Source organism: Paraburkholderia kirstenboschensis, assembly GCF_904848585.1.
Classification (GTDB): domain Bacteria; phylum Pseudomonadota; class Gammaproteobacteria; order Burkholderiales; family Burkholderiaceae; genus Paraburkholderia; species Paraburkholderia kirstenboschensis.
The window spans coordinates 257,709-280,050 of the sequence record NZ_CAJHCR010000007.1 but is presented as its reverse complement, the minus strand read 5'-3'; the positions used below and the strand labels follow the sequence as shown (position 1 = coordinate 280,050).

The 22,342-nt window shown below is 62.6% G+C and carries 23 protein-coding genes; 18 read left to right on the top strand and 5 right to left on the bottom strand.

The window, feature by feature from the left end:
- Positions 1 to 4 precede the first annotated feature (4 nt).
- From JMY24_RS20455 to JMY24_RS20400, 12 genes are read left to right on the top strand one after another with little or no spacing between them, the layout of a single operon-like run.
- Positions 5 to 1,108, top strand: a complete 1,104-nt coding sequence (locus JMY24_RS20455; protein ID WP_128598096.1) for an aromatic ring-hydroxylating dioxygenase subunit alpha — start codon at positions 5 to 7, stop codon at positions 1,106 to 1,108.
- Positions 1,101 to 1,868, top strand: a complete 768-nt coding sequence (locus tag JMY24_RS20450; RefSeq protein WP_201702749.1) for an SDR family oxidoreductase — start codon at positions 1,101 to 1,103, stop codon at positions 1,866 to 1,868. The genes JMY24_RS20455 and JMY24_RS20450 overlap by 8 nt, the downstream gene beginning before the upstream one ends.
- Before the next feature lie 26 nt (positions 1,869 to 1,894).
- On the top strand, positions 1,895 to 2,422 hold the full coding sequence (locus JMY24_RS20445; RefSeq protein ID WP_128584552.1) for a cupin domain-containing protein: 528 nt from the start codon (positions 1,895 to 1,897) through the stop codon (positions 2,420 to 2,422).
- A gap of 32 nt (positions 2,423 to 2,454) precedes the next feature.
- The gene (locus JMY24_RS20440; RefSeq protein ID WP_128598098.1) at positions 2,455 to 3,348 is read left to right on the top strand and encodes an alpha/beta fold hydrolase; all 894 of its coding nucleotides are present in this window, start codon (positions 2,455 to 2,457) and stop codon (positions 3,346 to 3,348) included.
- Positions 3,349 to 4,242 (top strand): IclR family transcriptional regulator, encoded by an 894-nt coding sequence (locus JMY24_RS20435; protein ID WP_128584553.1) that lies wholly within the window; start codon positions 3,349 to 3,351, stop codon positions 4,240 to 4,242.
- Positions 4,239 to 5,048, top strand: a complete 810-nt coding sequence (locus tag JMY24_RS20430; protein WP_128598099.1) for an SDR family oxidoreductase — start codon at positions 4,239 to 4,241, stop codon at positions 5,046 to 5,048. Before JMY24_RS20435 ends, JMY24_RS20430 begins: the two co-directional genes overlap by 4 nt.
- Entirely contained in the window at positions 5,041 to 6,699 is a 1,659-nt protein-coding gene (locus JMY24_RS20425) for a thiamine pyrophosphate-binding protein (protein ID WP_128598100.1), read from the top strand. The genes JMY24_RS20430 and JMY24_RS20425 overlap by 8 nt, the downstream gene beginning before the upstream one ends.
- Positions 6,692 to 7,522, top strand: coding sequence for an aspartate dehydrogenase (locus JMY24_RS20420; RefSeq protein ID WP_128598101.1), 831 nt, complete (start codon positions 6,692 to 6,694; stop codon positions 7,520 to 7,522). The genes JMY24_RS20425 and JMY24_RS20420 overlap by 8 nt, the downstream gene beginning before the upstream one ends.
- A gap of 50 nt (positions 7,523 to 7,572) precedes the next feature.
- Positions 7,573 to 9,063, top strand: a complete 1,491-nt coding sequence (locus tag JMY24_RS20415; protein WP_128598128.1) for an aldehyde dehydrogenase — start codon at positions 7,573 to 7,575, stop codon at positions 9,061 to 9,063.
- 14 nt (positions 9,064 to 9,077) lie between these two features.
- Complete coding sequence (locus JMY24_RS20410; RefSeq protein ID WP_128598102.1) at positions 9,078 to 10,043, top strand: VOC family protein; 966 nt, start codon at positions 9,078 to 9,080, stop codon at positions 10,041 to 10,043.
- Positions 10,036 to 11,301 carry an NAD(P)/FAD-dependent oxidoreductase gene (locus tag JMY24_RS20405; protein ID WP_128598103.1) on the top strand — a complete coding sequence of 422 codons (1,266 nt, stop codon included), beginning with the start codon at positions 10,036 to 10,038 and terminating at the stop codon, positions 11,299 to 11,301. The genes JMY24_RS20410 and JMY24_RS20405 overlap by 8 nt, the downstream gene beginning before the upstream one ends.
- Before the next feature lie 25 nt (positions 11,302 to 11,326).
- The gene (locus tag JMY24_RS20400) at positions 11,327 to 12,730 is read left to right on the top strand and encodes an MFS transporter (RefSeq protein WP_128598104.1); all 1,404 of its coding nucleotides are present in this window, start codon (positions 11,327 to 11,329) and stop codon (positions 12,728 to 12,730) included.
- Positions 12,731 to 12,849: 119 nt separating this feature from the next.
- On the opposite strand, the gene JMY24_RS20395 is transcribed toward JMY24_RS20400, so the two are convergent.
- From JMY24_RS20395 to JMY24_RS20385, 3 genes are all read right to left on the bottom strand, one after another.
- Entirely contained in the window at positions 12,850 to 13,311 is a 462-nt protein-coding gene (locus JMY24_RS20395) for a GNAT family N-acetyltransferase (RefSeq protein WP_128598105.1), read from the bottom strand.
- A gap of 171 nt (positions 13,312 to 13,482) precedes the next feature.
- Positions 13,483 to 14,586 carry an NAD(P)/FAD-dependent oxidoreductase gene (locus tag JMY24_RS20390; protein ID WP_128598106.1) on the bottom strand — a complete coding sequence of 368 codons (1,104 nt, stop codon included), beginning with the start codon at positions 14,584 to 14,586 and terminating at the stop codon, positions 13,483 to 13,485.
- A 130-nt stretch (positions 14,587 to 14,716) separates the two neighbouring features.
- The gene (locus JMY24_RS20385; protein WP_128584562.1) at positions 14,717 to 14,920 is read right to left on the bottom strand and encodes a DUF3562 domain-containing protein; all 204 of its coding nucleotides are present in this window, start codon (positions 14,918 to 14,920) and stop codon (positions 14,717 to 14,719) included.
- Positions 14,921 to 15,242: 322 nt separating this feature from the next.
- Between JMY24_RS20385 and JMY24_RS20380 the strand changes: the two genes are divergently transcribed.
- The 5 genes from JMY24_RS20380 to JMY24_RS39390 all read left to right on the top strand — a co-directional run bounded on the left by JMY24_RS20380 (position 15,243) and on the right by JMY24_RS39390 (position 19,419).
- Positions 15,243 to 15,842, top strand: coding sequence for a cytochrome b (locus tag JMY24_RS20380; protein ID WP_128598107.1), 600 nt, complete (start codon positions 15,243 to 15,245; stop codon positions 15,840 to 15,842).
- A gap of 53 nt (positions 15,843 to 15,895) precedes the next feature.
- On the top strand, positions 15,896 to 17,347 hold the full coding sequence (locus JMY24_RS20375; RefSeq protein WP_128598108.1) for a glycosyltransferase family 2 protein: 1,452 nt from the start codon (positions 15,896 to 15,898) through the stop codon (positions 17,345 to 17,347).
- Between the two features lie 120 nt (positions 17,348 to 17,467).
- Positions 17,468 to 18,676, top strand: a complete 1,209-nt coding sequence (locus JMY24_RS20370; protein WP_128598109.1) for an aromatic ring-hydroxylating oxygenase subunit alpha — start codon at positions 17,468 to 17,470, stop codon at positions 18,674 to 18,676.
- A gap of 109 nt (positions 18,677 to 18,785) precedes the next feature.
- Positions 18,786 to 18,995: a hypothetical protein gene (locus JMY24_RS20365; RefSeq protein WP_236597463.1), complete on the top strand. Its 210-nt coding sequence runs from the start codon at positions 18,786 to 18,788 to the stop codon at positions 18,993 to 18,995.
- 7 nt (positions 18,996 to 19,002) lie between these two features.
- Positions 19,003 to 19,419, top strand: a complete 417-nt coding sequence (locus tag JMY24_RS39390; RefSeq protein WP_128598110.1) for a rubredoxin — start codon at positions 19,003 to 19,005, stop codon at positions 19,417 to 19,419.
- Here the strand turns inward: JMY24_RS39390 and JMY24_RS20355 are convergent.
- A complete protein-coding gene (locus JMY24_RS20355) occupies positions 19,416 to 20,264 on the bottom strand; it encodes an oxidoreductase (protein WP_128598111.1) in 849 nt (282 codons plus the stop codon). The genes JMY24_RS39390 and JMY24_RS20355 overlap by 4 nt on opposite strands.
- A 216-nt stretch (positions 20,265 to 20,480) precedes the next feature.
- Complete coding sequence (locus tag JMY24_RS20350) at positions 20,481 to 21,401, bottom strand: LysR family transcriptional regulator (protein ID WP_128598112.1); 921 nt, start codon at positions 21,399 to 21,401, stop codon at positions 20,481 to 20,483.
- A gap of 167 nt (positions 21,402 to 21,568) precedes the next feature.
- Between JMY24_RS20350 and JMY24_RS20345 the strand changes: the two genes are divergently transcribed.
- Positions 21,569 to 22,336, top strand: coding sequence for a transporter substrate-binding domain-containing protein (locus tag JMY24_RS20345; RefSeq protein WP_128598113.1), 768 nt, complete (start codon positions 21,569 to 21,571; stop codon positions 22,334 to 22,336).
- Positions 22,337 to 22,342 lie beyond the last annotated feature (6 nt).

Below are 22,342 nucleotides of genomic sequence, written 5' to 3'. Positions count from 1 at the left end.
CTTCATGACGTCCCCCGCTACAAGTCAACACGCGGCCGATCCGATCCAGTCGTATCTGGACCGCGGTCTCCGCAACTACTGGTATCCCGTCGCGCCGAGCTGGCAAGTCGGTGATGCGCCGGTCGGCATTACCCGCCTCGGCGATCAGATCGTGCTGTGGCGCGACAAGGAAGGCAAAGTCCACGCGCTCGAAGACCGCTGCCCGCATCGCGGCGCGCGTCTGTCGCTCGGCTGGAACCTGGGCGGCAGCGTCGCGTGCTGGTATCACGGCATTGAAATCAACGGAGGCGGCACAGTCACCAAGGTGCCGGCCGTGTCGGCATGTCCGCTAGAAGGACAGAAATGCGTGAAGTCGTACCCGGTGGAAGAACATGCGGGCGCGATCTTCCTGTGGTTCGGCGACGACGCACACAAGGAGCCCGCGCCGCTCAAGCTGCCGGAAGAACTGGTCGGCGAGGAATACGCGAGCTTCCTTTGCATGTCGAACTGGAAGTGCAATTACCAGTACGCGATCGACAACGTGATGGACCCGATGCACGGCGCCTATCTGCATGCAACTTCGCATTCGATGGCCGAAGGCGACAAGCAGGCCGACATGCGTGTGCGCAAAACCGAAACCGGCTTGATGTTCGAAAAGGTCGGCCAGCGCGACGTGAACTTCGACTGGGTCGAACTCGGCGAAACCGGTTGCCTGTGGATGCGCCTCGCGATTCCGTACAAGAAGAAGTTCGGCCCCGGCGGCAACTTCGGGATCATCGGCTTCGCCGTTCCCGTCGACGAAGACAACTGCCAGGTGTACTTCTGGCGTACCCGCAAGGTGCAGGGCTGGCAACGCGACGCATGGCGCTTCATGTATCGCAATCGCCTGGAAGGTCTGCACTGGGCCGTGCTGGAGCAAGACCGCTATGTGCTCGAAAGCATGGCGCCGAATGCGCGCGAGCACGAATTTCTCTATCAGCACGACGTCGGTATGACGCGCGTGCGCCGCATGTTGCGTCAGCGTGCGCAACAGGACTTCGCCGCGCTCGAAGCGCATCGCGCCGAAGCCGCGCAATCGGCTCAAGCCGGCACCGCGCAAACCGAAGCAGCAGGGCACAGCCATGCATAACAACGCGTCCGCGGCGCTCAACGGCCGGCGCGTCCTAGTGACAGGCGGCGCTCGCGGTCTCGGCGCGGCGTTTGTGCGCGCGCTGGTGCAAGCCGGCGCTCAGGTCGTGTTCGGCGACGTATTGCACGACGAAGGGCGCGCGCTGGCTGCGTCGCTCGCAGGGCAGGGCCACGCGGCGATCTATCTGCCGCTCGACCTCGCCGATCCGGAAAGCATCAAGCAATTCGCGGAACAAGGCGCGGCGCGACTCGGCGGAATCGACGCGCTGATCAACAACGCGGCCATCACGAATTCGGGCGGCAAGTTTGCCGACGAATTATCCGTCGATACTTGGGATGCCGTAATGAATGTGAACGTGCGCGGCACCTGGTTGATGAGTACGGCCGTACTGCCGTATTTGCGCGACTCGGGCCGCGGCAGCATCGTGAACATCGCTTCTGACACAGCAATGTGGGGCGCGCCGAAGCTGCTCGCATATGTGGCGAGCAAGGGTGCAGTGATCTCGATGACGCGCTCGCTCGCTCGCGAATTCGGCGCGCATCAAGTGACAGTCAACGCAATCGCGCCTGGCCTCACAGAAGTCGAGGCGACCGCGTATGTGCCCGCCGAGCGTCACGAGTATTACCTGCAAGGCCGCGCGTTGACGCGTGCACAAGTGCCCGACGACGTCACCGGGCCGGTGCTGTTCCTGTTGTCCGATGCCGCGCGCTTCGTGACGGGCCAGTTGCTGCCGGTGAACGGCGGCTTCGTGATGAATTGATCTTGTCGAATCGAAAGGAGAAAGAGATGGCGGACGCCGATATCGAACGCAAGTCGTGGGAACAACCCGCGGACGCGAGCTTTGCCCAGTGGCTGGACGGCCGCGTCGCGCGCCTGGAAACGCGCCGCTACGACTGGGACGCGCTGAAGTTCCAGGCTGACTACGACCCGAAGTATCGCCGCGCGCAAATGCGCTATGTCGGCACCGGCGGCACGGGTGTGGCGAAGGACATGAACACGGTCCCCGCAGGCGGCTTCACGTTTTCGACGATGGTGATTCCGGCCGGCAATATCGGACCGAGCCATATTCATATGGACGTCGAAGAAATTTTCTTCGTGCTGCGCGGCAAGATGAAAGTGATCTGCGAAAAGGACGGCGAAACGTGGGAAGCCGTGCTCGGCGAGCGAGATCTGATCTCAGTGCCGCCGGGCGTGTATCGCACGGAAGTCAACATCGGCGAAGAAGACGCGTTGATGTGCGTGATGCTCGGTTCGCCGAAGCCGATCACGCCCACGTATCCGCCGGATTCGCCGCTCGCGAAGCTCAAGCGCTAAGCCGTCCCTGTACCAACACCACGAAGGAAATCATGTCCGCAGTCCCGTCCGTTGCCGTCGATGCAAACGCCACGCTCGAAGCGCGCCTTGCGCGCTTTCCGGCCAGGCAAATCGAGCTGGCGCAGCAACGTGTGCTGAGCTATCGCGAAGCGGACGGCGCCGCTGCAAACGACGCGTTGCCGCTCGTCTTGCTGCACGGCATCGGTTCGGGCGCGGCTTCGTGGGTGCAGCAACTCGAGGCACCAAACGTGAACCGCCGCGTGCTCGCGTGGGACGCGCCTGGTTATGGCATGTCCACGCCGGTAGCACCCGAGTCGCCTGTCGCCGGCGATTACGCAAGCGTGCTGACGGAATGGCTCGATGCACTTCACATTGAACATTGCGTGCTGGTCGGCCATTCGCTTGGCGCGATCATCGCCGGTGCTTTTGCTGCGATGCATCCGCTGCGCGTGCCCGGTCTTTTGCTGCTATCGCCGGCAGGCGGTTACGGTGCGGCCAGCGCTGACGTCCGCGAGACGAAGCGCGATCAACGCCTCGCAATGTTGAACGAACTCGGCCCCCAAGGACTCGCCGACAAGCGCAGCGCCAACATGTTGTCCTCATACGCAAGCGACGAAGCCCGCGAATGGGTGCGCTGGAACATGTCCCGCGTCATTGCACGCGGCTACGCGCAGGCCACACATCTGCTTGCAAACGCCGACCTCGCCGCCGACCTCGCGCGCTTCAAAGGCCGCGTCAACATCGCGGTCGGTGCCGACGACACCATTACGACTCCCGCGGCCTGCGAGCGACTGGCGCTCGTCGCGGGGACCCAATTGCAAGTCGTGCCACGCGCGGGGCACGCCGGCTATATCGAAGCACCTGCCGCGTACACCGCGATCATCGACACGTTCTGCCGCGCAAGCGCCGGACAACGGAGCCAATGAATGACGCCCGACACCATCAACGAGCGTGACGCGGAAGACGACCGCAACGACAGCAACGACAGCAATAGCGACTCAGGCTACCGCGTGCCGGGTCTTGAGCGCGGCCTGAAAATTCTCACGGAGTTTTCGCCGCGCGAGCCGGTGCTCGGCGCTCCGGAATTGTCGCGCCGCTTGAAGATTCCGCGCACGACGGTCTTCCGTCTGCTGCAAACGCTCGAATCGCTCGGCTTTCTCGAACGCGCCGACAAGGACCGCAACTACCGGCTCGGCGTCGCGGTGTTGCGCCTTGGCTTCGAATATTTGAGCTCGCTCGAATTGACCGACCTCGGCTTGCCGATCATCGAAGCATTGCGCGACGAAACGGGCCTCACGACGCACATCGTGATTCGCGATGGACGCGACGTCGTATTCGTCGCAAAGGCGCAAAGCCACGCGCCGATTTTCAGTTCCGTGAAAGTGAACGTCGGCACTCGCTTGCCCGCGTATGCAACGACGCACGGTCAGGTGCTGATGGGCGACATGACGCTCGACGAGTTGAAGAAGCTCTATCCAGAGCCGGAACTCGAGCGCTTCACGAGGCAGACGCCCGCGACTGTGGAAGACCTCTACGAACGGATCCGCGACGACGCGCGGCGCGGTTTCGCGATCAGCGAGTCGTCGTTCGAGCGCGGCATTTCGGTGGTCAGTGCGCCGGTGCGCAACGACACCGGCCGCATTGTCGCCGTGATCACTACGACGATTCCGCGCCAGGAGATCGACGCCTCGCTGCTGGACAGCGGTCTCGTCGACAAAGTGCGCCGCGCGGCCGACGAACTGTCGCAGCGGCTCAACTACCGGCCGGGCAACGCGTCGAACGCGGGCAGCAAATACATGAAGGCATTGGGGCTCAAATGATTCGAATAGATCTGAACGGGCAGGTGGCGGTGGTGACGGGCGGCTCGTCCGGCATCGGCCTCGCGACCGCCGAACTGTTCCTGCGAGCCGGGGCCTCGGTTGCCATTTGCGGCCGCGATACGGAGCGTCTTGCGCAAGCCGAGGAGGCGTTGAACGCGCAGTTTCCCGGCGCGCAACTGCTCGCGCGCCGCTGCGACGTGCTCGACGCGGAAGACGTCGGCGCGTTTGCGCAAGCGGTGCAAGCGCGCTTCGGCCGTGCTGACATGCTGATCAACAACGCGGGCCAGGGCCGCGTGTCGACCTTCGCCGATACCAGCGACGAAGCCTGGCGCGAAGAACTCGACCTCAAATACTTCAGCGTGATCCGCCCAACCCGCGCGTTTCTGCCGATGCTGCGCGATACGGCTGGCGCAGGCAATAACGCGGCCGTGGTCTGCGTGAATTCGCTGCTCGCGCTGCAACCGGAGCCGCATATGGTGGCGACGTCGTCGGCGCGTGCGGGCGTGCAAAACCTCATCAAGTCGCTCGCGGTGGAACTCGCGCCGCAGCGCATCCGCGTCAATTCGATTCTGATCGGCATCGTCGAATCGGGGCAATGGCGCCGCCGTTATGCGAAGGAAGCGCAGCCGGGCCAGAGCTGGGAAGACTGGACCGCGGAACTCGCGCGCAAGAAAAACATTCCGCTAGGCCGCTTCGGCAAGCCCGAAGAAGCCGCTCAAGCGCTCTTTTATCTGGCTACGACGCTGTCGTCCTATACGACGGGCAGTCACATCGATGTTTCTGGAGGCGTTGCACGACATGTCTAATAAAACCACCGTTGGCGAATTGATCGCCGCTTTTCTCGAGCAATGCGGCGTGAAAACCGCGTTCGGCGTGATCTCGATCCACAACATGCCGATCCTCGACGCGATCCACAACCGCGGCAAGATTCGCTACGTCGGCGCGCGCGGCGAAGCCGGTGCCGTGAACATGGCCGACGGTCTTGCGCGCGTTTCTGGCGGCCTCGGTGTCGCCTTCACCAGCACGGGCACCGCGGCGGGCAACGCAGCGGGCGCGATGGTCGAAGCGCTGACTGCGGGCACGGCGCTGCTGCACGTGACCGGTCAGATCGAAACCGAATATCTCGACAAGGACCTCGCGTACATTCACGAAGCGCCTGACCAGTTGTCGATGCTCCAGTCGATCTCGAAGGCCGCGTACCGAGTGCGTTCCGTCGAGACCGCACTGCCGACGATCCGCGAAGCCGTGCGCGTCGCGCAAACCGCGCCGAGCGGTCCGGTGAGCGTCGAGATTCCTATCGACATTCAAGCCGCTGAAATTGAATGGCCTGCCGATCTGTCCGCGCCGCATATCACCACGCTCACGCATTGCAGCCAGCGCGTCGCGCGACTCGCGGAGCAACTGGCGAACGCAAAGCGTCCGCTGTTGTGGCTGGGCGGCGGCGCGCGGCATGCGGCAGAAGCGGTCGAACGCCTGGTCGCGCTGGGCTTCGGTGTGGTGACGAGCGTGCAGGGCCGCGGCGTATTGCCGGAAGATCATCCGGCGACGCTCGGCGCGTTCAACGTTCATCCGGCGGTCGAAAGTTTCTACAAGACGTGCGACGCATTGGTGGTCGTCGGTTCGCGCCTGCGTGGCAATGAAACGCTGAAGTACAAGCTCGCACTGCCGCAGCCGCTCTATCGGATCGACGCAGACGCGCTCGCTGACAACCGCGGCTATCGCAACGAGATGTTCGTTCACGGCGATGCATCGGCGGTGCTCGAAGAACTCGCCACGCTGCTCGAAGGCCGCGTGAAGGTCGATCCCGCATTCGCGCAAGACCTGGCCGCGGCACGCGAAAGCGCCGTCGCAGACGTGGGCAAGGGCCTGGGTCCCTACAAGCGCCTGGTCGACGCGCTGCAGGAAGCAGTGGGCCGCGACTACAACTGGGTGCGCGACGTCACGATCTCGAACAGCACGTGGGGCAACCGCATGCTGAAAATCTTCTCGCCGCGCGCGGGCGTGCATGCGCTGGGCGGTGGCATCGGCCAAGGCATGCAGATGGGTATTGGCGCGGCGCTCGCGAGCAGCGCGGCGAAAACCGTGTGCCTCGTCGGCGATGGCGGCTTGATGGTGAACGTCGGCGAACTCGCAACGGCTGTGCAGGAAAACGCCAACGTCATGATCGTGCTGATGAACGACCAATGCTATGGCGTGATCCGCAACATTCAGGATGCGCAATACGGCGGCCGGCGCTGCTACGTCGATCTGCATCAGCCGGACTTCGCGCAGTTCTGCGACAGCCTGAAGCTCACGCACTACCGCATCAAGTCGCTCGATCAGGCCGACGCGATCATTCGCGAAGGCATGGCGAAGACCGGTCCGGTGCTGGTGGAAGTGGACATGCTGTCGGTCGGCTCGTTCGCGACCGCTTTCGCGGGTCCGCCGGTCAAGGAAGAGGAGCCGGAACATGCGTGAAGCGGGCTACGCGGGGCACCACGCTCCCGTCGATGTCGCGATGATCGGCTTCGGCGCGATCGGCCAGGCGGTGTATCGCTCGGTCGCCGCCGATCCGGCGGTGCGTGTGTCGCACGTGATCGTGCCGGAGCGTCATATGGATTCGGTGCGCGAAGTGGTCGGCTCGACGGTGGACGTGGTGGCTTCAGTGTCCGCATTGAGCAGCCGCCCGCATTTCGCTCTGGAATGCGCGGGTCACAGCGCACTGGTCGATCACGTGGTGCCGCTGCTGAAAGCCGGCACGGATTGCGCGGTGGCGTCGATCGGTGCGTTGTCCGATGTAATGTTGCTCGACGCGTTGTCAGCCGCTGCCGATGAAGGCGACGCGACGTTGACGCTGCTGTCCGGCGCAATTGGCGGAGTCGATGCATTGGCCGCGGCGAAGCTCGGTGGCCTCGACGAAGTGCTGTACACGGGCCGCAAACCACCCACGGGCTGGCTCGGCACGCCCGCGGAACAGGTCTGCGATCTGAACGCGCTGAAGGAAGAGAAGGTGATCTTCGAAGGCAGCGCGCGAGAGGCGGCGCGGCTTTATCCGAAGAACGCCAACGTTGCCGCGACCATCGCTTTGGCCGGGCTCGGGCTCGACCACACGACAGTTCGACTGATTGCCGATCCGGACGTCACGCGCAACGTACACCGCATTCTCGCGCGCGGCGCGTTCGGCGAGATGTCGCTGGAAATGTGCGGCAAGCCGCTGCCCGACAACCCCAAGACGTCCGCATTGACCGCGTACAGCGCGATTCGTGCGCTACGCAATCGCGCGGCCCGCTGCGTGATCTAAGTGATTTAGACGATTCAAGCCAGCAGCTTGAGCAAACCGGAATGACCGACATGACTCACTTCGATACCAGCCTTGTGCCGACCGGCGATATTTTTATCGGCGGCGAATGGCGGCAAGGGCGTGGCAACCCGTATAAAAGCCTGTATCCGGCGGACCAGTCGGTCAATATGGAAATTTCGACGGCCAATGCAGACGACGCCCGCGAAGCCGTGGAAGCGGCCGATATCGCATGGCGTAAAGCGGATTGGTCGGGGTTGAAGCCGCATCAACGTGCGCTGATTCTGTACCGCATCGCCGATCTGATCATGGCGCGTCAGGAAGCGCTCGCGCAATTGCAGCGCCGCGACAACGGCAAGCCAATTGGCGAAACGCGCGTGCTGGTGGCCAGCGCCGCGAACACGTTCCGCTATTTCGCCGCATGCCTCGAAACGCTCGACGAAGAAGTCACGCCCTCGCGCGGCGACTACCTGACGATGAGCGTCTATGAGCCGATCGGCGTGATCGCTGCGATCACACCGTGGAATTCGCCGATTGCATCCGACGCTCAGAAGCTTGCGCCGGCATTGGCGGGCGGCAACGCCGTGGTGTTGAAGCCCGCTGAGGTGACGCCTCTGATATCGCTGGCGTTGGCCCGCATCTGCGAGGAAGCCGGCGTGCCGAAGGGCGTGATCAGCGTGTTGCCGGGCAAAGGCTCAGTGATCGGCGACGTGCTCGTGCGTCATCCGCTCGTGAAGAAAGTGTCATTCACCGGCGGCACCGAAGTGGGCCGCGGCATCGCGCGGATCGCTGCGGACAAGCTGATGCCGGTCTCGCTCGAACTCGGCGGCAAATCGCCGACCATCGTTTTCGACGACGCCGATCTCGACCATGCGGTCAACGGTGTGCTGTACGGCATCTTCAGTTCGTCCGGCGAGGCGTGCATTGCGGGCTCGCGTCTCTTCGTGCAGCGCTCGATTTACGACGCGTTCATGAAGCGTCTCGTTGAAGGCGCGCGCAAGTTGCGCGTGGGCGATCCGTCGCGTATGGAAACGCAGATGGGTCCGCTGATTACGCAAGCCCACCGCGAAACGGTCGAGCGTTACGTGGCGCTCGGTCTTGAAGAAGGCGGCCGTCTGCTGTGTGGCGGCGAACGCCCGGTTGGCGATGGCCGTGAACAAGGCACCTATTTTCAGCCGACCATTCTCGAAGGCCTCTCCAACAACGCTCGCATCTGCCAGGAAGAAATCTTCGGGCCAGTGCTGGTGGCGATGCCGTTCGACGACGAAGCATCGCTGCTCAAAGAAGCGAACAACAGCGTGTTCGGCCTCGCTGCCGGCATCTGGACGCGCGACTACAAGCGCGCTTACCGGACCGCCCGCGCGCTTGAAGCCGGCACCATCTGGATCAACACCTACAAGCTGTTCTCCATCTCGACGCCGTTCAGCGGCTGGAAAGAGAGCGGCATGGGACGCGAGAAAGGCCGGCTCGGCATCCGCGAATACATGCAACAGAAGAGCCTTTACTGGGGCTTGAACGACGCGCCGCTGGCGTGGGCAAACTAGGCAAGAGGCAGGTTATGACGATTCTCGGCATTGAACAGATTATCTACGGCGTGACGGATCTCGCTACCTGTCGCCGCTTTTTCGCGGACTGGGGCCTGAAGGAAGTTGCGCACGACGAAACGCATGCTCGCTTCGAAACGCTCAACGGCTGCACGATTCTCGCCGTCGATGCAAACGACCCGTCGCTGCCTCCCGCGTTCGAAGAAGGTCCTACGCTGCGCGAAGTGACCTGGGGCGTCGCGAGCAAAGAAGAGCTCGACGAATTGCGCGGACGCTTCGCCGGTCAGCCGGGTCACTTTGAAACCGACGACGCCGTTGGCTGCATCGACCCGAACGGCATGGCGATTCGCGTGGAAGTGACCCGCAAACGTGCGCTCGACATTCACGGCTCGCCGTCGAACGTGTGGGGCCAAACGTTGCGCGTCGATCAGCCGTCGCCAATCTATGAACGCGCCGAACCGGTTGAAGTGGGCCACGTCGTGTTCTTCACGAACAAGCTTGCCGAGCAGGAGAAGTTCTATCAGGAATTGCTCGGCTTCGAAATGTCCGACCGTTATCCGGGCCGCGGCGCGTTCATGCGCTGCGCGCCGCACGGCGGTCATCACGACATTTTTCTGCTCGCGCTGCCCAACGGTAAGCGCGGTTTGAATCACGTTGCGTTCACCGTGCGCGACATCCACGAAGTTTTCGGCGGCGGCATGCATATCAGCCGCTGCGGTTGGGACACGCAGCTTGGGCCGGGACGCCATCCGGTTTCGTCGGCGTACTTCTGGTACTTCCAGAATCCGGCGGGCGGCCTGATCGAGTACTACGCGGACGAAGATCAACTCACGCCCGAGTGGCAGCCGCGCGATTTCGAGCCTGGCCCGACCGTGTTCGCCGAATGGGCGATCGACGGCGGCATCGACGGCAATACGCGTCGCCAGAAAAACGCGAAGGCGCCGGAAGGCAAGTTCATGACGGAGCGCAAAAATGACTGATGCTGCTACCGCAAAGGCGCAAGCCGCGCATGCCGAACTCGAAGCGCCGCGCACGATTGTCGTGATCGGCGGCGGCCAGGCGGCTGGTTGGGTCGTGAAGACGTTGCGCAAGGAAGGCTTTGACGGCCGCCTCGTGATGATCGCCGACGAAGTGCATTTGCCCTACGAGCGCCCGCCGCTTTCAAAGGCAGTGCTTTCGGGCGACGCGGATATCGACACAGTACGTCTCGTGAAGCCCGACGATTTCGACGCGCTGAACATCGAAGCATGGCAGCCGGATTGCGCGACGTCGATCGATCGCGAGCAGCGCATTGTGCGCACGCAATCAGGCCGCGAAGTGCAGTACGACCGCCTTGTCATCGCGACGGGCGGCGCGGCGCGACGCTTGCCGGAATCGCTGGTGAATACATCGCACATCGCCTATCTGCGCACACTCGACGAAGCCGTTGCGCTCGGCGAGCGGCTGCGTGCAAGCAAGCGCGTTCTGGTGGTGGGCGGCGGCTGGATCGGTCTGGAAGTCGCGGCGACAGCGCGCAAGCTCGGTGTGGACGCAACCGTGGTGGAAGGCGCGCCGCGTCTTTGCGCCCGCTCGTTGCCGCCGATGGTGTCGGATTTTCTCCTGCAACTGCATCGCGCGAATGGGGTTGATGTGCGCTTGAGCGCTGCGCTCGCGAAGCTCGAAGATCATCCGAACGACGCGAACCGCATCCGCGCAACGTTCGCCAACGGCTCGACGCTCGACGCCGATTTCGCGGTGGCCGGCATCGGTCTGACTCCGCATACGGCCTTGGCCGAAGCAGCGGGCGTCAAGGTGCAGGACGGCATCGTGGTCGATCATTTCGGCGCGACCGACGACCCGCGCATTTTCGCGTGCGGCGACGTGGCCAATCATCCGAGTGCGTGGCTCAAACGCCGTGTGCGGCTGGAATCGTGGGCCAATGCCCAGAATCAGGCGATTGCCGTAGCAAAAGCGCTGCTCGGCACCTTCGAACCGTACGCGGACATTCCGTGGTTCTGGTCGGATCAGTACGACGTCAATCTGCAGATTCTCGGCGACATTCCCGCCGATGCGCAGCTTGCAGTACGCGGCGATCTGCCGGGCAAGCGCGCAACGCTTTTCCATCTGGAAGACGGCGCCATTCGCGGCGTAATCGCTATCAACACTCCACGCGAGCTGAAGCTTTCGCGCAAGTGGATGAATCAAGGCCGGACGATCGACCTTGCGACACTGACCGACGCCTCAACGGCGCTTGCCTAACCACATCTACGGACGGCACTACGGCATGAGAACCATCGACAACACAATTGCGGAGCGCAGCGGTGCGGGCGTCTCCGGGCCCGTGACGAGAGGCTCGATCATCGCGCGACTCGAGCGGCTGCCGAAGAATGCAATGCAGGTGCGAGCGCGAATTCTGATCGGTCTGGCGACGTTCTTCGACGGCTTCGACGTGATCGCGATCGCGGCCACGTTGCCGGTTCTGATCGCGAAGTGGCATCTCACGCCGTGGGAAATCGGCTTTCTGATCGGTTCAGGTTCGGTCGGTCAACTGATCGGTGCGTTCGTGTTTCCGTGGTACGCCGAGCGTCATGGGCGCGTGCGCGCGATTGCGTTGAGCTCGGGCATTATCGGCATTACGAGTATTGCCTGCGGATTTGCGCCGACGTTCGCGGCGTTTGTCGTGCTGCGTGTGATTCAAGGGCTTGGGCTCGGCGGCGAATTGCCTGTCGCGGCGACCTACATCAACGAGATTAGCCGTGCGCATGGGCGCGGCCGCTTCGTGCTGTTGTATGAGATCGTTTTTCCGGTGGGGCTGCTGGCGTCGAATGCGTTGGGTGCGTGGATCGTGCCGCGTTTTGGCTGGCAAGCCATGTATTACATCGGCGGCATGCCATTGATTCTGTTCTTCGTGCTGCGCAAGCTCGTCCCTGAATCGCCGCGTTGGCTCGCCGAACGTGAACGCATGGCCGATGCCGATGCCGCGGTGCATGCGTTCGAGCGTGCCGCGAAGGGTCCGCTGCCGCCGGTCGCGCATTCGGCCGAGTTCGAAGCGATGGCGAATCGTCATCCGAAGCGCCGCATGGGCGATCTGTTCGGTCCGGCCTACCTGAAGCGCACCATGGCCGTCGCGATGTTGTGGATCACGTGCGGCTTTATTCAGTATGGTCTCTCGACCTGGCTGCCGACGATCTATCGCACGATTTATCACGCGCCGCTGCAATTGGCGCTGAATCTGGCGGTGGCCGCTTCGGTGCTTGGCGTGGTCGGATCGTTGACGTGCGCGTTGCTCGTGGACAAGGTGGGCCGCAAGCCGATCATTAACCTGTCTTTCGTGGCGTGCGCGGTGTCGTTGCTGCTGGCAGGCGTGTTCCACGAGTCGTCGGTGTATGTGGTGGCGACGTTCTGCGCGTTCTCGCTGGGCTTCCTGGCTTGCGGCTTTATCACGGCTTATGTGTACACGCCGGAGTTGTACCCGACCAGCATTCGAGCAATGGGTTGCGGTGTCGGCGGCGCGTGGCTCAAGGTCGCGGCCATTTTTGCACCGGCCATTGTGTCGAAGACGATGATCGGCGGCAATTTGCAGGTGGCGTTTTATATTCTTGCCGCGGTGCCGTTTCTTGCGGCGGTGGCGGTGCATTTTCTGGGCATCGAGACCAAGGGTAAGGTGCTCGAGCAGTTGGAAGCCTGAAGACGGGTTTCGGTGGGCGGTGATGTAGTGCCGCAATTGCAGAGGACGAAAGGCGCACTGGGTGGTGCGCCTTTTGTTTTTTGACGTGCTCCGGCATTTCCTGCACTACGCTGCACGCATCACATCTGCTTCCGATACACCACAAACCCCGACTTATCCGCCACCGTGTCATACAACCGCATGGCGGTGTGATTCGTCTCATGCGTTTGCCAGTACACGCGTTGCGAACCATCAGCCTTCGCGCGCGCGTACACCGCTTCGATCAACGCGCGGCCCACGCCCTTGCCGCGCTCGGACTCCAACGTGTACAGGTCTTGCAGATAGCAGATCGGTCCCGCCAGCGTCGTATGACGGTGATAAAGAAAATGCACGATGCCGATCAACTCGCCATGACGTTCGGCGACCATCGCATGCATCGGTTCATAGCAATCGAAAAACCGGCCCCACGTGAGATGCGTGATTTCACGCGGCAGTGCGGTCTCGCCAGAGCGGCCATAGAACGCGTTGTACGCATCCCATAGCGGCAACCATGCGTGGAAATCCTGGTGTGTGACGGGGCGGATCTGAATCGTGTCGGACATGCGCGGCTCCTTGTCGATGAGCGAGCCATCGCCCAACGCCATGAAGTGCTTTCACATATCGAAGCAGACGCCGGCTCGCAAACCGCCAGCATAAGAAAATCAGCCGGCTATTGTTAGCTCCACCGCATGCCTCGGATTTGGAACCACGCGTCGTCGTAAAAGCGGGAAGCCTCACACCGTCTCGGCTCTGAGCCATTGCGCGAGCGCGGCGTCGTCATCGGTCTGAACCGCATGCGCGACGCGAAGCCCCACCGCCGCACCGAATTGGTAGCCGTGCCCCGAACAGCCGCACACCGCGAGTGTCTTGCCGACGCGCTTCGAAAAGAACCGCTGGTCCGCCGCGAACGTGTAAGCGCAGGTTTCCACCTCGGTGACCGCGTATTCGTCGATGCGGCTAAACGGCGGCGCGAAGAGTCGACGCAAGCGGTCCCCTTCGCCGGGCGCCGCAGTGCGGTCGGTTTCGGCATCCGGCACCGGCTTCTTCAGTGCGCCCGCACCGAACTTCAGATCGGCACCGTCGATTGGCGGCAACACGTAGCCATTGCTCGAACCGCCAATGTCGACGATCGCCGGTGCGTTGGACCACGCGTTCTCCAGATCCGCGGGCGGCGTCAGATATGCTACTACGTTGCGGTGAATCGCCAGGTTCTCGGCAAGCGCGGGAAGGAGCCGCAACGTCCACGCACCGGCAGCTACCACGAGCCGATCCGCGTGGACCACGGTGCCGTCGTCGATATGCACGAGCGCCGTGGCCGCATCGATTGCAACCGCCTTCGTATGCATGCGAATGTCGACGCCGCGCATTCTGAGCCACGCTTTGACATCGTGCGCGATACGCCCGCTGAAGAGCGCGCCTCCGTCACGATCGAGATACGCGTAGCGAAACGCGGCGGCGTCGAGGAACGGATAACGCTCGGCGGCTTCGCGGGCATCGAGCCGTTCGTATTCGAAGCCCACGCGGTCGAGGCTCATACGCCATTGCTCGGCGCTGTCGCCTGGGGATTGTGAAATGCCAAGCGCGCCGCAATTCGCATAGTGGGAAACGCCGAGATCGTCCCACAGCATGTCCCAACTATCGAACATCTCAGCGATACTCTCCGCATAGCCGTCGGCGCCGTCATACGCGCGGCAAATCATGCCATGCGTGTCGCGCGACGCGGCAAGCGGACTGGGTATCGAGCCCTGCTCGAGCAACGTGACGTCATGCCCCAGCTTGGTGAGCGACCACGCCGTACTTAAGCCGACGATTCCAGCGCCAACAATTGCCACCCGCATACCAATCCTCCGGTCGGTTGAACCGGGTAAGTCTAGCGCGGGAAAATAATTGCTGCGTTGGGTGTGTCGAAGCCGATTCAGCCGACAATTCGCATTGCATAAAACGGCGCCCGTCCGTGCGCCGCAGCGTTCAGTGCTTCCGATGCGAGGCGTCGCGAAGCGTGTTGCGGACTTTCTTAGCCGCGAAGAGCGGCACATAATCGAACACCCGCGCGTCGTGGCGATAGTCGGCCAAGGTGTCGGCATACATTTTGGAGACCGTTTCCGGCGGCGTATCCGTTTCCTCTGCAATGCTTCTGACCACTTCGTCTACGTTTGGCTCGGGTTGCGACATTGTTTATCTCCAGACAAGCAGCGGTTGAACGGGCGATGCGGCGATACGCGGGATTTTATTAGAGGATGTGATTCGCGTCGCCGCCAATTGAATCGGTCTATCGCGCGCCATCTGCCACAGAGATTTTTTTCTTGCGGTGCGAATTTCACTGACCTAGTGCGAGCGCCAGGCACTGAGGCGGCTTGAAATAAGCGGAAACAGAACATTAAGCGGGTTTCGGAATAAAACGGCACACTCAGGGGTTCTTGTTTCCTGAATGGCACGCTACGGAACACCGCCCAATCGAAGGCTTTGCAACGATCTCTCTCAGGCCGCACCACTTATGAACATCCACGCCGAACCCTTGATTAACCAGACCGGAACGCCAGCGCGCTCACGCTACACGCGCACGGCGATCACGCTGCACTGGCTTATTGCGCTGCTCATGATCGGCAACGTCGCGCTCGCTCTGAGCGCGGATTCGCTGCCCGACGACTGGGTGCGCCCGGTAATCAATACCCACAAGTCCATCGGCATCACGGTGCTCGGTCTCGCGCTCATGCGCATCTTATGGCGCGTGTCGCACAAGCCGCCGCCGCTCCCGCGTGAGTTTCCGTCGTGGGAGAAAGTCGCTGCGCATCTTGCGCACTTTCTGCTGTATCTGCTGATGATCGGGCTGCCGCTCTCCGGCTGGTTGCACGATTCCGCATGGAAGGACGCGGCCACGCATCCAATGCGTCTGTTCGATCTGTTTCCGTGGCCGCGTATAGGCTACGTGATGAACCTTGATCCCGCACTGAAGGAAACGCTGCACGACCGTTTCGGCGCGTTGCATACGTGGCTGGGCTACGCGCTGTATGCATTGCTTGCCATGCATATAGGCGGCGCGCTGAAGCACCAGTGGATCGATCGAAAGTCGGTTCTGAAGCGCATGATGCCCTGAGCACCGCTTCGCTCATTCTTTAAACCGCAGCAACGACCGGCCCGTTAGTTACCTTGAAACAAAACCTGGAACAGGCGTTCGCGCTTGCATCGCCCCGTATCGTGCCGCGCGGCACGACGCTTTCGAGCACGTTGATTCATGCGAGCGTCGTTGCCGTGTGGCTGCTGCTATTCGCGCGTGCCTTCTTTCTGCAAGGCGTGGTTGCGTGGTCCACAGGTATCGCGTACGTGATCTACGACACCGTGCTGCTCGCGTTCGTCACGTGGAAAGCGTTGCCGCTCATGCGTCGCGCGGCGCCGCTCGAGCCTGACTACGATCGGCGCAGCTTGCCGGACATCGGCGTGGTTGTCGCGTCGCATAACGAGGCGGCCGTGCTGCCGGTCACGATTGCGGCGCTGTTACGGCAGGTTCACGGCCCGGCGCAAATCGTGATTGCCGACGACGGCTCCACCGATCACACACACGCGCTGCTTACCGAACGCTTCGGCCTCGTCGCGCCCGCCGAGGGCACGTTGAGCGCGCCCAGTTCGCTTTATCCCAATCTCTTCTGGCTGCGTATGCCGCACGGCGGCAAGGCGCGCGCGCTGAACGCCGCGATCACCGTGATGAGCACGGACACCGTAATGACCGTCGACGCCGATACGCTTCTCGACGACGACGCCACTTACGCAATGCGCGCCGCTTTCGCAAGCGACCCCAAGCTCGTGGCCGCGGCCGGCATCCTGGTGCCGGTTTGCGGCAAGTCCGCGACGGGCCGTGTGCTGCAATGGTTCCAGACCTACGAATACATGCGCAATTTCATCGCGCGCTTTGCGTGGATGCGCGCGGACAGTCTGCTGCTGGTTTCGGGCGCCTTCGCTTCATTCAGGCGCGACGCGCTGCTCGACGTCGGCGGCTTCGATCCGCAGTGTCTCGTCGAAGACTACGAGCTGATACACCGGCTGCGTCGCTATTCGGTCGATCATGGCCTCGGCTGGGACGTGCGAGTGGTTGGCGACGCGCATGCGCACACCGACGCGCCCGACAACCTCGGCAGCTTCCTGCGTCAACGGCGGCGGTGGTTCGCCGGGTTCCTGCAAACGCAGTACTGGAACCGCGACATGACCGGCAATCGCCGTTATGGAACGCTCGGCATGCTGATGCTGCCCGTTAAGGCGCTCGACACCATGCAACCCATCTACGGCCTGACCGCTTTCGGATTGCTGCTCGCGTTCGTGTTCGGCGGGCACGGCGCAATCGTCGTGTCGATCTTCAGTGTAATCGGGCTGAAAACGGCGATCGACCTGGCTTTTTACCTGTGGAGCGTCCATCTCTACCGGCGCTGGACCGGCAAGCGCAGCGGCTCCAGTATGGGCATGGCGATGCTGGCTGCCATCGCGGAGCCGTTCACTTTCCAGCTGCTGCGGCACCTCGGCGCGGCGCTCGGCTGGCTACACTTCCTACGCGGCGGGCGATCGTGGGGCGTGCAGCGCCGCACTGGGCTCGTCGCTCGCGACGAGGCCTAGCGGCGCGGTGTTTTGACCCCGCCGGACCCATGCCGTCCGCGGTTCGAGTAGACTGACGACGATTACGGCCGCGAGATGCGGCCGCCTACTTTATCCGCACGTGCACGGAGGCTCTACACTATGCATGCTGTTCCCCCGCTCGAACAAAACACCGTCGAGGCGTCCTCAACGCATGCGACATCGCCTAAAGCCGCTCCCACGCTGGGCCACGCGGCCAACGACGCGCCGGTCCGAGACCTGCGCCGCGTCGGCATACATCCCGACTATTGGTATCCGCTCGCGTGGTCGCACGAAGTGAAGCGTGGCAAGACACATGGCGTGACGTTTGCGGGCGATCCGATCGTGCTCGCGCGCACCGAATCCGGCAAAGTATTCGCGCTCGAAGACCGCTGCGCGCATCGTCAGGTGCCGTTGCACCAGGGCGTGGTCGATGGCGAGTCGATTCGTTGCGGCTACCACGGTTGGACCTATGACTGCTCGGGCAAGTGCATCGACGTGCCGTACCTTGGACGCGAGCGTTTGCCGAACGGCGTGCGCTCGTATCCGTGCCGGGAAGTGGAAGGCCTGATCTTCGTATTTCCCGGCGACCCGGCAATGGCCGAAATTCGCCCGCTGCCCACACTCGGTTCCGTGTCCGACAAGAAGTACAAGACGCGGCGCTTCGGCCGTCCTGTGAATTGCCACTACTCGTTCATGCACGAGAACCTGATGGACATGAACCATCAGTTTCTGCACCGCCGCCAAATGGGGCAGATGCGCGCGCGTTCGCTCGGGCGGCGGCGCGGCGAAGGCTGGGTCGAGGTCGATTACACGTTTGCGCGCATGGCCGGTCAGCAGCCGATTGGCGAGGCGATCGTGTTCGGCCAGAGCCGCAAAACGGGCGGCGACAACGACAAAGACGTGATGACGATCCGCACCGAGTATCCGTATCAGACGCTGCAGATTCGCACGTCCGAGCAGACGCTCGTCATGGACCTGTGGATTGTCTACGTGCCGCTCGATCGCGAGCAGCGCATTAACCGCACTTTCGGGCTGCTGTCCATTCGCAAGCCGGGGTTTCCGGGCGCGCTGAACCTCGCGTGGCCGCTGCTGGTGTGGTTCACTGAGCGCATCTTCAGGGAAGACCGCGAGATCGTCGAGGCCGAGCAACGCGCGCACGATTCGCAAGGCGCCGACTGGAACCACGAAGTGTTTCCGGTCATCAACGAACTGCGGGCGTTGCTGCGCGAAAGCGGTGCGCCGGATCAGGTGGTGGGTGCGGGCACCGGCGACACGGAAATCATCCGCTTCTGGGACTCACGCAGCGGCAGCCCGCTGGCGAAAACCTGAGCGGCGAGCGGCAGGCGGCTTTTCCGCCTCGCCGCGAATTAGTTCATCTCCATCGCGTAAGTAATCCGGTGCGGTCGACCGGCGATAATGGCAACCGGGTGGCAAGCGGGTGGCAACCGATACGCGCGGGTTTGCGCAGATCGGCATGCGCCGCACCGCGACCCGTGTACCATTTCGCTTTTTGATTCCTAAAGACCGCTCCGTGACCACGCAACAATTCCCCGCCGCATCGCGCAAACCCCTCACTCTCCTTCAATTGCTCGGCATCATCGGCGCCGCCGGGCTGATCGCTTCCGTTTTGCTCAATCTGCTGGTGTAACGCCGTTATGTACAAGAAGGGCGTGGCGGTAGAAATCCAGTTTTCCCCCGAGCGACTCAACGACGGCGCGGGCGACCCCTTCTGGATCGACCTGACGCAAGACGAAGCGCAGCAGTTGCTGGCAAGCCTGCAGGCGCGTTTCGCCGTGAACAGTTCGAGCACGCAGGCGCCGCTCGTTGTCAGCCTGGACGACACGCCGGCCTTGCAACCGCAAAGCACGCCGGAGTCGGCGGCCGTCATCGCCGCTTCGGCGGACGCCTTCAAGCAGTGGGTCTGCGTGATCTGCGGCTGGATTTACGACGAAGCCGCCGGCTTGCCCGAAGACGGCATCGCGCCGGGCACGCGCTGGGCCGACATTCCCGACGACTGGCGCTGCCCGCTGTGCGATGTGGGTAAGGAAGATTTCGCGCTAGTCGAGTTCTAGGCGTCGGGGTAATCGGCGCCCACGGTAGTCGCTTCCCACGCATCGAAGTCGCCGCGCATGAAGTCGAGCTTCTTGTGCGCCAGTTCCAGCGCGGTCTTGCCGAGCAGCAAACGCAGCGGCGGGCGCTCCGACAGCGCCGCATCGATTATCGCTTGTGCCGCGCGCACCGGATCGCCGGCCTGCTTACCGCTACGCGCTTCGGTCTGCTTGCGCCGCTCGCCGGCGGTGGCCGCATAGTCGTCGATAACGGTCGCCGACTGCTTGATTGACGGACCGGCCCAGTTGGTTCGGAACGGACCGGGTTCGACGATCAGCACGTCGATGCCGAGCGGCTTGACCTCGGTGGCGAGGGATTCTGACAAGCCCTCCACCGCGTATTTCGTTGCATGGTAATAACCGGTTGCGGCAAAACTCGTGAGACCGCCAATCGACGATACGTTGACGATCAGGCCGCTGCGCTGCTCGCGCATGACCGGCAACACCGCCTTCGTGATGTCGACGAGACCGAACACGTTCGTCTCGAACATGGCCCGCACTTCGTCATCTTCGCCTTCTTCGATCGCGGCCAGGTAGCCATAACCTGCGTTGTTCACGAGCGTGTCGATGCGGCCAAAACGTTGCGTGGCTTGTGCGACGACGTCTGCGATCTGCGCGCGGTTCGTGACATCGAGCGGCAGAACTAGCGCACGCTCGCCGTGCGGCTCGGCAATGTCTTTTACTTTGGATTCGTCGCGTGCGGTAACAACGGCGCGCCAGCCTCGCTCGAGTACCAGTTTTGCGAGTTCGCGGCCAAAGCCCGTCGAACAACCGGTGATCAGCCAGACGGGATTGTCTCGATTCATCATGTGGGAAAACTCCTGTTGATGTTCTGCGAGTTTGCCTTGCGCCTTTCGTTTGACTAACGCCTTGAATGTTGTTTGCGCCGGGCAGGGGGCTTTAATTGTAGTCGTAGGGCGGCGGCCTCGCTTTGGAGCGCTTCGTCGATCTGGATGCGGTACGGGTCGTTGGTGGACAGGCCGATACATGACCCGCTCGATGCCCGCGCCGCAAGTGGCGTCGTTTCAACGCGCTCTCACCGTACGTGTGTACGAGGCGATCATGGTCGCCAGTTCCTGGGCGGCGGGCGTGAGAGGAATGGCTGCGCGCTGCAGCAGGCAGACGGTCTGCTCGATGGCGCGCTCGCGGACGTCAATCACGGTGAGCGCACTCGCAAAAGGCCCTTGCTTCGCGACGATCGACGACTCCAGCGACAGGCAATCCGTGGCGCCCACGAGGTGCAAGGTCTCGTACAAGCCTTCCACGGTCGCGACGATTTCAGGCGGCGGCAAGCCATGACTTTCGAACAGATGACTCAGCCGGTTGACTTGCGGATCGTCGGTAAGATTCGGCGAGCGCGTCGCAATCCACGCGCACCCGGTGAGTTCCGCGAGCGTTCGCGCGCCGGCTTTCGGATGACCCTTGCGGCAGACAATGACCGGATCGGACGGATAGAGCGGCACGACCGAGAGATCGGCTGTATCGGTATGTTTCGACACCAGCGCGAGCGCGAAGTCCAACGTGCCTTCACGAATCCACGAGATCATCATGCGCGAGGTGCCGGTGCGCAGATGCAGCGCGACCTGCGGAAAGCGCGTGCGGAAGTCCATCAGCACGGGCGCCAATGCGTCGACGAGCGGCTCGGTGGTCATGCCGAAGCTGACCTCGCCCGCGTAGTCGCCGCGCAATTGCTGCACTTCCTGCTCGGCGCGTTCGCATTCGCCGATAATCGCCCCGGCGCGCTGCAACAGCCGCTGGCCAAGCGCGGTCAACGCAATGCCGCGATTCGTGCGGATAAACAGCGTTGCGCCCAACATCGATTCAAGGTTCTGCAACTGCTGCGTGATGCCGCTTTGCGCGACGCCCAACGCGCGCGAGGCTGCACGCAGGCTGCCGTGTTCGGCTATTGCCTTGAAGGCTCGCAGTTGGGAGATTGTCAACGCCATGTGAGCGTCCGTGTGGTAGTTCGCAGGGTGGCGCAGGTACTCCGCCGCCCGGGCCGCGTCCGTGATCGGCAAAGGTGATCATGATAGTCGGAACGGGACTTCTATGGAGCGCGGCACCGGCATACGATGGCTTCGCCACGATCCGTCCACTCGAACCTTCCGCTCCCATGAAACTTTCGCTGATGATCCTCACCGCCGCGCTGACGTTCAGCTGCGGCGTGTTTGCCGCTGAGTCCGGCACGCTGCGCCTGGGCATCGACCCGAGCTATCCGCCGATGGACTCCAAAGCGCCTGACGGCAGCCTCAAAGGTTTCGACGTCGATCTCGGCAACGAAATTTGCCGCCGCATTCAGGCACGTTGCCAATGGGTCGAACTCGAATTTTCGGGGATGATCCCGGCGCTTCAGGCACGCAAGATCGACGCGATTCTTTCTTCGATGGCGATCACGCAAAAGCGGGAACAACAAATACTGTTCACGTCGAAGCTCTTCCAATTCAAATCGCGGCTGATCGCGCGGCAAGGCTCGCCGCTCGCCGCGGGCCTGCAGGCGCTCTCAGGTAAACAGATCGGCGTGCAATCGGGCACGCAGTTCGAAGGTTATGCGCTCACGAACTGGGTGCCGCTCGGCGCGCATGTCGTCGCATACAAGAGCCAGGACGAAGTATTCGCCGACCTGCAAAACGGACGCCTGGACGGCGCATTGCTCGGCTCGGTCGAAGCTGATTTCGGTTTTCTGCGCACTCCTGCCGGCAAGGGCTTTGCGTTTGTCGGCGAACCGCTTTCAATGGGCGATCGCGGCACGGGCATCGGCTTGCGCAAGGACGAGACTGCGATACAGGCGTCGATCAACGCTGCGATTGCCTCCATGTTGAAAGACGGCACCTATGCGCAGATCGCAAAGAAGTACTTCGACTTCGACCCTTACGGCAACTGATGCCCG